Annotated in this window: 11 protein-coding genes and 1 riboswitch; of the genes, 2 read left to right on the top strand and 9 right to left on the bottom strand. The window is 45.8% G+C overall.

All coding sequences use genetic code 11. The features are described from left to right. Positions 1 to 9 precede the first annotated feature (9 nt). From RE469_10185 to RE469_10145, 9 genes are all read right to left on the bottom strand, one after another. Positions 10 to 1317: an MFS transporter gene (locus RE469_10185; protein WMT44554.1), complete on the bottom strand. Its 1308-nt coding sequence runs from the start codon at positions 1315 to 1317 to the stop codon at positions 10 to 12. 113 nt (positions 1318 to 1430) lie between these two features. Beyond that, positions 1431 to 2867: a mercury(II) reductase gene (gene merA, locus RE469_10180; GenBank protein ID WMT44553.1), complete on the bottom strand. Its 1437-nt coding sequence runs from the start codon at positions 2865 to 2867 to the stop codon at positions 1431 to 1433. Beyond that, on the bottom strand, positions 2860 to 3093 hold the full coding sequence (locus RE469_10175) for a heavy-metal-associated domain-containing protein (protein WMT44552.1): 234 nt from the start codon (positions 3091 to 3093) through the stop codon (positions 2860 to 2862). Before RE469_10175 ends, merA begins: the two co-directional genes overlap by 8 nt. A gap of 203 nt (positions 3094 to 3296) precedes the next feature. Then, on the bottom strand, positions 3297 to 3596 hold the full coding sequence (locus RE469_10170) for a helix-turn-helix domain-containing protein (GenBank protein ID WMT44551.1): 300 nt from the start codon (positions 3594 to 3596) through the stop codon (positions 3297 to 3299). Positions 3597 to 3682: 86 nt separating this feature from the next. After that, positions 3683 to 4318: a thiamine phosphate synthase gene (gene thiE, locus RE469_10165; GenBank protein WMT44550.1), complete on the bottom strand. Its 636-nt coding sequence runs from the start codon at positions 4316 to 4318 to the stop codon at positions 3683 to 3685. Continuing rightward, complete coding sequence (locus RE469_10160; protein WMT44549.1) at positions 4315 to 5370, bottom strand: AIR synthase family protein; 1056 nt, start codon at positions 5368 to 5370, stop codon at positions 4315 to 4317. The genes thiE and RE469_10160 overlap by 4 nt, the downstream gene beginning before the upstream one ends. Next, positions 5360 to 6166, bottom strand: coding sequence for a bifunctional hydroxymethylpyrimidine kinase/phosphomethylpyrimidine kinase (thiD, locus tag RE469_10155; GenBank protein ID WMT44548.1), 807 nt, complete (start codon positions 6164 to 6166; stop codon positions 5360 to 5362). The genes RE469_10160 and thiD overlap by 11 nt, the downstream gene beginning before the upstream one ends. Next, positions 6166 to 7404, bottom strand: coding sequence for an MFS transporter (locus RE469_10150; protein WMT44547.1), 1239 nt, complete (start codon positions 7402 to 7404; stop codon positions 6166 to 6168). Before RE469_10150 ends, thiD begins: the two co-directional genes overlap by 1 nt. Positions 7405 to 7493: 89 nt before the next feature. Continuing rightward, positions 7494 to 7597, bottom strand: a riboswitch (TPP riboswitch). 1437 nt (positions 7598 to 9034) lie between these two features. Continuing rightward, on the bottom strand, positions 9035 to 10024 hold the full coding sequence (locus RE469_10145; GenBank protein ID WMT44546.1) for a hypothetical protein: 990 nt from the start codon (positions 10022 to 10024) through the stop codon (positions 9035 to 9037). Positions 10025 to 10202: 178 nt separating this feature from the next. On the opposite strand from RE469_10145, the gene RE469_10140 reads away from it, so the two are divergent. Beyond that, a complete protein-coding gene (locus tag RE469_10140; protein ID WMT44545.1) occupies positions 10203 to 11675 on the top strand; it encodes an alkaline phosphatase family protein in 1473 nt (490 codons plus the stop codon). Continuing rightward, entirely contained in the window at positions 11665 to 12276 is a 612-nt protein-coding gene (locus RE469_10135) for a hypothetical protein (GenBank protein WMT44544.1), read from the top strand. Before RE469_10140 ends, RE469_10135 begins: the two co-directional genes overlap by 11 nt. Positions 12277 to 12373 lie beyond the last annotated feature (97 nt).

The following is a 12373-nucleotide window of genomic DNA, read 5'->3' as shown; positions in this document are numbered from 1 at the left end:
ACACATATACTATGCATTTATCAGGTCAGGATTCCCATGCCTGTAGGTTTCCTTTGAAAGCAGTAACCCTGCAAGCATTATTGCCTCTGCAATGAAGAACCAGAGCGTCCATGAGGCGAAGAGGCTCCGGGTTATGGTAGCCGAATAGAGGACTATGCTTATGGCGAATCCGGAAAGTATTGCACCACCGTTATATGCAAACCCAACGCCAGTGGTTCGGAATTTCTTGCTGAATGTTTCCGAAAGGAATGCAGGAAGTGTTGAGAATATCATTGCTTCAAAGAAAGCCTGTATGCTGAATAGAACCAGATCCATAAATGCGCTTCCGTGGAATGCAAAGTATGATATGGGATAGGTTATGGCCACAAAAATCACAGTATATACGATCATGGATGTCTTCCTTCCAACTATTATCAATCCTATAATGCCCCCAACCCATACGCCAAACAGTGATACCAGGTTGATATAAGCATTGTAAACACCAACTGTGGTGCCGCTTATTGTTGAATGAAGAAGGATCAGGAGAGTGGGGTAGAATGAAAAAGTTATTGAATTTATGAAAAGGAGCCCTGTGGTCAGTATAAGTGCGAATATAAGAGGGGCACCGCCAACCTTAAAAAGGCTCACTGCCGGCTCCTTCTCCACTTCCTTCTTAGCCTGCATGTCCTGGAAAACAACAGTCTCCCTTGTAATTCTTCTGATAACCAGCGTCAGTAATCCGGGAATGATGGTGGTAAAGAAGAGCACTCTCCATCCAATTACATCAAATGATGACTTTCCATAAAAGGAAAAAAGTCCGGCAAAGACGAATGATACTATGAAGAAACCTGTGCCAAATCCGCTCTGCACAAATGCGCCAATGGGGGCTCTTTTCTTTGCCGGAACGCTCTCCATGGATAGCGCTGTACCACCTCCATACTCCGCTCCAGCGAACAGACCCTCTATGAAAAGTATGATGTAAAGCAGTATGGGAGCGAAAATCCCAACCTGTGTAAATGTTGGAAGAAGGCCCTTAGATGCAGCGAAAATGGAAAAACCCACAATTGTGATGGTTAGCATGTTCTTCCTTCCAAGCCTGTCTCCAAGAAAGTTTCCCAGAAGGACTGATCCAACCGGCCTTGCGAGCTCCTCAACAGCCAGGCCTCCGAATGTTGCAACAAGGCTGTATATGCCTATGACCTTCGAAGGGAAGAATACCGACGATATTGTTACTGCAACAAGTGCATATGCAATGGATGTATATCCATCCATGAGCCATCCTGCGTATGCAGAAATAACCTGTAGCCATGTCCTGCCCTTCAAGCCATAAACTTCCATCCAGAGGGGGACTCTGGGGACATTATTAAATTTTGCCGGAATTCGCCAGAAGGAATGCAATTCTGTTTATAATGTGCATAAATACTGTAAAAAAGTTGAAAATAGTGATAATATCATTCCATGCAGCAGCTCATCATGGAAAGGTCTCTGGTGAATGACTGTGCAGCCAGTTTTATGCCTTCGGACACAGTGGGAAATATGTGGCTGTTCTCTATTATGTCGTTGAAGGTCATTCCCTGCTTAACTGCAATAACTCCCTCCATTATGAACTCGGCGGCGTAAGGACTCACTGCATGGACACCAACTATCCTATTGCTGGCAGGGTCCACAACTATCTTTATGGTACCATGTTCCTGGCGTAATATTCTGGCCTTTGGAACTGCGCTCAGTGGTATTGTCCTGCTTGTGGCACTGCCATGTAACCTCCGGTATTCATCCTCCGTGAAGCCTACCGAAGCAAACTGTGGCTCAGTGAACACGGCCCATGGTATTTCCTGCAGGTTGACGGTTTTATCTGCATTATTGAAGATGTTGGAAGCCACAGTTGCGCCTTCTCTTGCAGCCAGTGTTTCGAGCCTGTATTTCTGGTCCACAACATCGCCTGCCGCATAGATCAGTGGATTGTCAGTGGAAAAATCCTTCCTGATGGATATGCCTCTTGGGGAATACTTCACACCCGCTTCCTCCAGGGAAAGGCCTTCCACATTTGGGATTCTGCCGGATGATATGAGTATCTCGTCTACCTTGATGGTATCAATCCCACCCTTGTGAGTAGCCTCTATGACCTTTTTATTCCCTTCTTTGTAGACCCTTGAAACAGATCTCCCTGTCAGGAATGATATTCCGTCATCCTTAAGGGCAGTTATAAGTTCATGTCCAAGCTCCTCTTCAATGCCAGGAACGATGGTGTCGTGCTGCTTGATTATGATGACGTCTGATCCAAGCCTGTGGAGTGCCTGTCCAATTTCAAGTCCCACAAATCCTCCACCTATGACGCCAAGGGAACCGGGCAGTGCATCCAAGTTCCATATGCTGTCACTTGTTAAATATCCTGTTTCCTCAAGCCCTTCAATTTCAGGAATCCTTGTTCTTGAACCTGTGGCTACGATAAAGTTATAGCCAGAGACATCAACACTTTCATCGGAGGATTCAACGCGCACAGTGTTTCTTGAAATGAAGTGCGCTTTGCCGTCGTACACGTCTATGTTGGGATACGATCTCACAACCCTGGCATATTTGCTCTCTCTTTCCTCATGCACAGCTTCCCTGAGAGAATCCATGACCACCTGAAAATTCACCGCTGGCTCATGTGATTCAATTCCGGGATACCTTGGAACTCTCTGAGTATTTGCTGCCTTTGCCGCTTCTATTAGATATTTGGATGGGACACACCCTACATTGACGCATGTGCCTCCCAACGGCCCGAAACCAATCATGGCAACCGAGACCTGATTCCTGGTTATCTCACTGGCCTTTATGGCTGCAGAGAATGCTGCTGCGCCTCTTCCTATGATTACAAGATCATATTCCTTGGGCAAGTCCTCACTCAACCTTCCTTATCTGTGCTTTGTAATGGGACTCTTCGCCAAATACAGGTATTTTGGCCAGACTTTCCGGAGATATCTTTGCATCATCGATTTTGAGCATTGCAATGCCGTCCTTCAGGGATATAGACACGTCAGTAGCTCCCGCATCATTAAGGCCATTGCTCACAGTTCTGACGCAGTCATCGCAGGTCATTCCATACACTCTCATGGTGACTTTCTTTTCTGCCATGCATACCTTATTTCAGGGTTGTTTATAACTGGAAAAGTAAGAAAAAGTTTACTTGAAAATCACTGCCTAAATCATATTTAAGAAATAATCTAATTCTAATTTTGAGTCGTTCATGACAGGAAGATTGACTTAAAGCAATTTATATAATTATGTGAATCTATAAAGTTACGTTGACATGGCTCTTTAAGGTCATTGGAACTTTACTACTTTCCCTGAATCTCATACAGATAATTAGCTATATGGCCCTCTGTGCCATTTATACTGTATTTGCTCTCTTCGCACAGTATACTAATAACAACTTCTTTTTCATGTATTGAAAACATGGCCGAATTGCTTGCGATCCTCTGTACCAGATTCAGTTGCAACAACTTCCTCAGTACCGTGTAAACTCTTGTGTAAGGAATTACAGTTTTAACGGAGAGTTCTTCTGCCGTCATCCTTCTGCCTGATAAAGCATGAAACACCTCAGCCTCACACCAAGTGAATTGAGGATATTCAAACACGTCCAATATGGTGTTTTATACTTGCATTATTTTCCTGCCTAACTCTTCAGTTTACTCCAGTGTTTATTACCCTTATCTTTTTCCCTTCAGCATTTGAATCCCGAAACGATGAATTTCTCTATCTCGCTTCGAAGTTTCCTGCACGCGCTGAAAGGATCAGCTGACGAGAAAATGCTTGAGATGACTGCAACGCCGCTGATGCCGTACTGCATAATCCGCCCGACGTTATGCTCATTTATGCCGCCAATGGCAAATATGGGGATATTCAGGATTTTCTTTGCCTCCTCAAGAACCCTAATATCACACAGCTCTGCCCCATCCTTTGACGTTGTCGGGAAGAATGAACCGAAAGCAACATATGAAGCGCCGTCTTTCTGACCCTGCAGGGCGCGATGCACATCGCCATAGGTGGAGTACCCTATTATAACGTCTCCCAGAATGTCCCTGACCTCGGCTATGGAAGGGTCATCCTTGCCGACATGGACACCATCTGCATAGCATTCGCCAGCCAGTATCGGATCATCGTCTACTATGAGGGGGACGTCATAATCAAGAGTGATGCGCCTGATTCTCCGGGAAACCTCAAGCTTCACGCTGTAGGGATTGTTCTTGTCTCTGTACTGTAGCAAGTCTATGCCGGCATCAAGCGCTAGCTGAAGTTTCTTGAAGAATCCCTCGCCGTAATAGTCCGGCGTAAGAAGGTAAAGTCCCTGAAGTTTCATTTAAGTCTCCTGGAAACTCCATAATTTATCGCTTTCCAGTAGTCATCATGCCCTGGTGGTTCAATATCTTTCAGCATACCGGAATCCTCAATTTTTTTTCCAAAATTCTCCTCTTTCATGTATCCTGCAATTACGCTTTCTGTACCCTTCGCCTTCAGCCTTTTTACGAAAGCATCCGCCTTATCGGGTACAACAGTCATCAGGAGAGTGCCTTCACTTATTGATCTGTATGGATTGATCCCGAACAGTTCTGATACCCTGGAGACCTCCGGCCACAGGGGCAGCTTCTCCTTCTCAATGAGAATCCCGTTTCCTGAGGCATCCGCTATCTCGTAGAGAGCACCAAGAACGCCCCCCTCCGTGGCATCATGCATGGATGTTATGCCTCTGCTTCTAAGCCCGAATTTCGCCGCCTCCATAGACTCATCTACTGTAGTCATACTGTAGAACATGGAATCCAGTTTCTTGAAATCGCCAGTACCGAGTTCTTTCTCAATGTACTGAGGGAAAATTGCAGTAAGCATGGCTGCTGCCTGTATTGCCACTGTTTTGGTTATTATGACGGCATCACCGGGTCTCGACATTGCAGAAGTTATGTATTCATCCTCATTCCCTGTTCCTATCATTGTGGCACCTCCAACCATAGGGTAGTTCGTTCCTTCATATCTGGCAGTATGTCCTGTGACGACAGCAACTCCGTATTTCCTGCATTCCTCATGCACTGTGTCCCACATTTTTTTTATTTCCATGTCCTTAATGGAAACAGGCAGGTTCAGGTCCACGCTCAGGTACTCCGGTGGAAGGCCGGATGTACACAGATCGGAAGCTATGATATGAAATGCAAACCAGGCGGCTTTATGCCATCCAAGAGACGGATGTATGGAGAATGGGTCCGTAGTCACGGCCATTACTCTTCCCGGAGCAATTCTTATCACTCCCGTGTCCACGCCGCTTTTTGGCGGCACTATGACCTCGTTTCTCTTTGCTCCGGTTTTCGGCAGTATGTATTTTTCGAAGTAAGCCTTGGTTATTTTTCCAGCTTCATTTGCCATTTTTATTCCTCCACCCATGATACAGGGAACCGAATCCCTTTCCCATGATCACTGAGTTAATGATAGCACCCTGGAGATATTCTCTCGCCATGGTAACGGAAGACGCGAGATCATTGCCCAGTGCAAGGAATGAGGCAATGGCGGAAGAGTAAGTGTCTCCGGTTCCGTGTGTGTTCTTTGTATTTATCCTCAGTTTCACGAATTCCATGAAACGTGAACCGTCGTAGAGGATATCTTTCACGTATCTCCCGGTGGAATGCCCTCCCTTGATCAGGACCCTGCAGCCCGTATCCGCAAATATTTTCTCAGCAGCCTTTTTTGCATGGTCTCCTCGTGATATGCTCAAACCGGAAAGCATCTCGGCTTCAGGTATGTTCGGTGTGACGAGATACGCAATTCCCAGAAGTTTCGATTTAAGAGACTCCACGGCGTTCTCATTCAGGAGTCTCGCACCTGTCTTTGACATCATAACGGGGTCTATTATCACGTTTTTTACTGAGTATTCGGTGAATTTTGAACATACGGCATCTATTATCTCACCGGAATAGAGCATGCCGGTCTTGGCAGCATCAGCCCCCATGTCGGAAAGGACAGCATCCATCTGCTTTTCCACGAAATCTGGATTCATTGGAAAAATTCCTGATACCTCAACAGAATTCTGAGCGGTAACTGCGGTGATAGCGGTTGTTCCAAATACTCCAAGTGCGGTCATGGTTTTCAGGTCAGCCTGTACTCCGGCACCTCCGCCGGAATCTGAGCCTGCTACCGTAAGTACTACCGGAAGTCCTCTTTTCATCACAGGCTTGCCCTCCCTGTTTCGTTTCCCTTGATGAACCATACAACGGAGCCGATAAACCCTATTGACCACATCATGGTTGCAAATATCATGTAATTCAAGGTTGAAAAGTTAACCAGCAGAAAGAGCGAGGCGATATACAGACCGTAAGCTATCCCGCGGACGGAAGCGATGCCTCTGCCGCGCCATCCGGTGTCGAAAAGTTCAGGCTGCAGGAGTTCCCGGGAAGCCCAGCCCAGTTCACTGAAGAACGAATTGATAAGTACCAGCACAACAAAAAGTATCAGGGAGGATGAGAAGAACAGGTAGGGTATGAAGAGCGTCATAGACAAGAATCCTCCTGTGTATGCAAAAAGTGCAAGAAGTTTCCTAGATACCATATCAATTAAGAAAATTGCGAGAATACCTGTTGCTGACGTCCCCAGGCCTGATGAAAATGCTATCAAGCTAACGTACATAGGGAATCTGTATGGTCCCATGACAAAAGTCACCAGCGCGAAAGTGAGAACGATTGTTATGGCGAACGAGAGCAGGACAAGGAATTTCAGTATCCCCCTTGAATCGATTTTTGGTATGGCTGCAACTGACCGGGAAACATACTTCCATCTGATGCTCTCCGGTATCCTCACTCTGGCGTAAATGGCTATGAGAAGCCCAGCAACCGCCATTATCCCGAAAAGAAGCTTCTGGAGGTAAATATTGGCAGGAGTCAAGAGAAATACCCCTGAAAGGACTGCCACACCGATGTTTGCAGAGTTTGACACAAGGATCAGTACCTTTCCGCGATACCTTGCAGGGAAGAGTTCTGCCATGAATACCAGTGACACGGTTTCTTCACCGCCGAATCCCATTTCGGCCAGAATAATTGATATGATGATCTGGACAGCGTTAGCGGAGAAGATGATCCCGGATATTCCAATAGCCCCAATCAGCATGGTTGCCATGAAGATATTCCTCCTGCCAAACCTATCTGCAAGGAATCCCATAAGTAAGTTCCCAATCAGGAGGCCAGCTGGAGATGCCAGAAGAATGTAACTTGTGTAATCCCGGGGAACTACTGGCCACTCAGTTATTAGTGGGGCAACTACAAGTAAAATACCCCAGACAAAGAAGCTCGTGACCATTGTAACAAGCATAAGTGAATGAGTTCTGGTCCAAGCCATCCCATCAAGGGCCTTCCTGAGATCGCCGTAATTATGGAACAGAGCTGGGTCGACGGAATTAAGATCGTTTATCACCGCAAAGTCCCCTCACAGAACATCCAAGAACAAAAAACATTTCCATAGCTTGCAAAGCTGCTATATAAAGCGATTTCAAGTCCCAAATATAAGATACACATCAACATCCCTCCGCCAGCATTACCTGGATCAGGTTCCAAGGGTCGACCGCAAGGTCCTCTCAGCTTCAGCAGAAGCTCCCCTAGTATCCTTTTATTTAAATTCAATATTTAAAGATTATTGAAAGGATGCCTTTTAAGTTCCACGAACTTTGATGGGCCTTGGAGCTTGAAAATGGCCTGACAAAAAAACAAAGATATTGTGTAATACCTCTGAACCGGTATTCGGGTCGACACTGGTTCATCCTTTCATAAAAGGACTGCAAGTGAGCCAATGGCAGAACATGTTTTGACAATTTGCGCCATTCAGGATTCAGTATAACTCAGGTATTTTGAAAGGATATTGCAAAAAATCTCGCTGGATTCAAGTGTTCCGGAACGTCGGTGGTCTTCAGGAAACCTTGTCATGTTCCATTTCTCGTGAGGAAAGGCCTGCATGAGAGTTACCTGAGATCGTGGAGCGTTCCATGGGACTTCGTGAAGCAGATCTGTAGCACTCTCTGTTAAATATCATTTCCGAAACACATTTCGAGACACAATAAGATGACGCAGGACATCATCTACGCTACCCTGTAACTTAATAAATCTCGATGTCGGAAAGCGTTTTGGTTCAACATTGAAACCGGGAAACAGGTTTCATTCAAGGTCAAAGAGACAGGGCCGATGATGACATCAGCACTATGATCTGGAAGCCTTCAGCATACTTGACACAATGAACATAGAGAGCGGAGTGGTAATAAAATGCTTAAATACCCTTCGAACAGCCGTATGAGCGAGATGGCGAATTGAACAGCGTTGTGAACCTTGTTCGTGAATTTCATTCCACCATCCCTTATGACGAACGTCCAATCATTTAATCAACGTGTCTTTGCCTGCATTCTTTCCACTCCTCCAGAGAAGTTTCTGTTCAGACTTTACGATCCTTACACATCATTTCCATTAACATGTCTCCTTTCTGTCCAGATTCCGGGTGTCTTCCAATTACGGGATTTACGCCAGCAAAACCCCATACACAGGAACAAGCGGTTTCTCTATCCCATAAACCCCGTAATCCGATCTGATGTATGGAGCTTCATGGTTAGAACCTTTTCTGATATTAGCCCTATTTTCATCAAGCTGTTTCCATATGAACGTTCCACAGTTTCATTTCCTTACATGATACTAATGGCCTTTCACGGAAAAGCTAGATGGTTCTCGCTTATCTTCCATATATCTGAGAAAGCGACTTAGGGATATGGGGGCGGAGAGTCCCCAAAACAGCGAATAATCATATATCACTACGGCTGCTCAATGAGGATGAGATAAAGCACATCCTGAAGGTTATTCCTCGTTCTGCGCGCCAACTTAAGTTTCTTCACAGGGCTTCTGTACTCACTGAAAAACTTGGCTTCTCCATGGACATAAATGACTCCAGTGTAAGCATACTTAAACTGGGAAAAGGTGCCCATTCAGTGCTTGAAAACATCAAGGTTAAGATGTCAAGGATCAGCAGGATTGTCTGATCCCGGCTAACCAACCTCTGGGATAATGGTTTATAGCTTTCTGTCCAGTACTTCCCTTAGTTCAGCTCCCTTCATGTCGATTATCTCCTGGAACCGATCCAGAAGCCTCAGTGAATATGGAAGATTTGTCTTGGTCAGCTGTTCTATGTTCACGCCGACTTGAACGGAATTATCCAGACCTTCAAGTGAATCTGCCACGTCAGAATAGATTGAAACTGCATTGAGGATAGACCTTTCCGGTGCTTCCGATGGAATACCCGAATCAAGGATATATTCCCTGGGTCCTGTGGGGAGATCAACTCCCAGGAAATCCAAAAAATTAAGATCTGATACGCTTCTCAATGGGGCGAAACTCAGTAGAACTGTTGCGGGTTCTACTCCAGCCTCACTGCAGAGCATAGTGTATTCCCGCAGAAGCTCAATTATTCTCTGGCTGTCAAAAAGCATCTGCGTGGTAAAGAACCTCGCACCAGTCATGGTCTTGTAGAGCATTGTTCTCGCCTCGTTTCTCCGTTCAGGAAGGCAGATATTTCCAATGGTAAGGTCATCCAGACCGCTGATTGTTGCAACGTGCTTCGCTGCAACATTGGCCTCCGACACAGCGGGACCAGGGTATCTGTGATGCCTTGTGTTCCCCCCAACCAGTACCATGTTCTTGATTCCAAGGGAATATGTCTCCTGGATCCACCCTGAGAGTTCGGAATAGCTTTCAAGATGCACAACAACCTTGTTGACAATTGCATCTATGTCTAGGCTACTGGCAATTCCACTGGAAAGTTTCCTTGTATAAACGCTGTTGTATCTGGGACGCCCTTCATGGTTTTCCTCAACAAGTTCTGGGACGCTCACAGCGTTCAGACGCTTCTTTCCTTTCAACGCATCAGAAAATTCCTTGATCCTTGCATCGAGATTTCTCAATATCCGCTCATCATGTGCCTTCTCTCCAGTCCTTGTATCCCTCAGTGGAACAACGGAAAAGATAAGAGGCTTCTTATTCAGTGCATTTACAAACGGGATCATTGCTTCGCTTCTTTCCTCGGATACTGCAGGGAATATAAACCCTTCTGGTAATTCTGGGTCAGGGCAATCTGGTGGATTTCTGTACGTCCGCACATTCCATTGGCAGAATATGTTTCCATCATAATACTCAACTCAATCCTGCAAAAATAAATAATCATCCTGGGATTTAACACTGACAGTGAAGAGATACATTGCGGTAATTGTCACCATTGCCATTGTTGTGGTGATGTTTATGCCTGTGGTTTCTGCTCAGGCCGGATCACAGCCATCTGGAACCATGACACCCATAAAGCATGTCATCAACATTTTCCTGGAAAATCACAGCTTCGACAACCTTTTCGGAATATACCCATATGACCGGTATTCCCGGAATTCCAGCCTTTCGGCAAACCTGAGTACTCCGTTGAATCTGCTGGGCAACAGGACTCTTCTCCATAAACTGAGTGAGATACCGGCAGGGGTATTCACAACGAAAGATCCAAATGAGGGCTATGTACAGTATCACATCGACTGGAATCATGGGAAAATGAATGGTTTCCTGAACGGGAGCGGTCCGCAGTCCCTTACCTATTACGGTGCGGCGCAGATGGCCCCAGAATGGGATTTTGCAGAACAGTACGGCGTTGCCGATAACTATTATGCACCGCAAATTTCGGAAAGCTCGCCAAATCACCTGTATTACCTTGCCGGATACTCGCCGGTTTTCAATGACTACGGTCCACCACCGTATGTGCCAATATCCCAGTCCATATTTGGAGAACTGTCTGCGTACAATGTATCATGGGGATTCTATATCAACAATACGCGTTCTGCTTTCCCAGATTGGGAATACCTCTACGGCCACGAAGCATACTCCAGTCACCTGAAGAGCTGGGATCAGTTTCTCAATGAATCTGCAAATGGCACACTGCCATCAGTGAGCTATCTCTTCTCGCAGGGCACAGGTGATAGCCAGGGTCCACCTGACAATATCCTGAATGGAGAGGAATGGCTTCTTTATGTTGTTGACAGCATCGAGAAAAGTCCTCTGTGGAATTCCACAGCCATTTTCATAACCTATGACGAGTTCGGCGGTTATTACGATCAGGTAGCGCCTCCTGTGCTGGATGGTGTGCAGCTTGGTTTCCGGATACCGCTCATTGTTATCTCTCCGTTTGCTAAGGAGGACTACATTTCCTCTACTGAAATGACACACACTTCATTGCTGGCATTCATAGACTACAACTGGAATCTTCCGGCACTGAACCAGCTGGTCTCTGTATCCAATATACCAATTGATTTCTTCTATTTCAGTAGGACAAACAGCGGAGAATATATCACAAGGAATCCAGTTCTGTTTAACGCATCATCAGGGTTCCCGGTGCCAGCTTCAATTCATTTCAGTCCCGTTACTGACACTTCTGGCTTCAACTTTTCCCGGATATTTCCAATGATTCCGCAGATTCCATTTGGTAATCTTCCATATTCCCGGAACGGATCGTCACACCTGAATCTCTCCTCCCTTGATTCAGGCATTTACAACAAGGTAAATTCTGGCTTCACTCCCTTTGACGAAAGTTCTCTCTATTACTCACTTCTGGCACTACTTGAGATTGCACTTGCAGGATTTTCCATGTATGTATACAGAAGGAGGCGTAAAAATGGCAGATAAAGCAGGAAGGAGCAGGATCTGGGGATGGCTGGCCATACCTGCAGTCATATGGATAACAACTACCTTCTCAGTTTCCGTAATATTTGTCATGGCCTATGGATCATCATTCATCTACCTCATCGGCTATACCAACCAACTACTTCCGTTGTTTGAGGGCATAATTGCCGGAGTGGTTGTCTTTTCCTTCGCAGGGTCTTTCATTGCCGGCCGTAATTTAAGGTTCCTGTATGGCAGTGTTGCTGCAAGTGTAATCCTTTTTGCAGTATTCCTGGCAATTCTTAGGCTCACGTTAATGGTGGTTCCAAATGATCTCCTGACTTTACTGGCATTCATGATCACATCGGTATATATGCCGGTAACTGGATTTGCAATGTCTTTCTTCCCAATATCTCGGGCGCGGAGAATCGTGGAACCTGCCATATCGGCAGTAGCAGGGATAGTTTCCATTGCATATATTGCAATCCTGTATGAAGCAAGCGGCCAGAACAATCTTGCCTTCATCACAGGGATCCTGTCCTATCTGTCCATAATAACACTGGTAGTACTCAGCATCGCGGTATTCCTGCACGCAGGAAAAACTGATGCGAGGTCATCATCATAAGATAGGGGCTGCACTTCGGTTGCGTGGCAGGAAACTCTCGGGAATAGCATCCTGCTGAATCTGTATCTCCTGGGGATCTTGACTGCCCAAGAACATG

The organism is Cuniculiplasma divulgatum, assembly GCA_031200235.1.
In the GTDB taxonomy this organism is placed as follows: domain Archaea; phylum Thermoplasmatota; class Thermoplasmata; order Thermoplasmatales; family Thermoplasmataceae; genus UBA509.
This window is presented reverse-complemented; position numbering and strand designations above follow the sequence as displayed.

Excerpts from the sequence above, each read along its gene's own strand:
- thiD (WMT44548.1), bottom strand. The coding sequence starts at position 6,166 with ATGAAAAGAGGACTTCCGGTAGTACTTACGGTAGCAGGCTCAGATTCC.
- RE469_10185 (WMT44554.1), bottom strand. The coding sequence starts at position 1,317 with ATGGAAGTTTATGGCTTGAAGGGCAGGACATGGCTACAGGTTATTTCT.
- RE469_10145 (WMT44546.1), bottom strand. The coding sequence starts at position 10,024 with ATGATCCCGTTTGTAAATGCACTGAATAAGAAGCCTCTTATCTTTTCC.
- RE469_10135 (WMT44544.1), top strand. The coding sequence starts at position 11,665 with ATGGCAGATAAAGCAGGAAGGAGCAGGATCTGGGGATGGCTGGCCATA.
- RE469_10160 (WMT44549.1), bottom strand. The coding sequence starts at position 5,370 with ATGGCAAATGAAGCTGGAAAAATAACCAAGGCTTACTTCGAAAAATAC.
- thiE (WMT44550.1), bottom strand. The coding sequence starts at position 4,318 with ATGAAACTTCAGGGACTTTACCTTCTTACGCCGGACTATTACGGCGAG.
- RE469_10175 (WMT44552.1), bottom strand. The coding sequence starts at position 3,093 with ATGGCAGAAAAGAAAGTCACCATGAGAGTGTATGGAATGACCTGCGAT.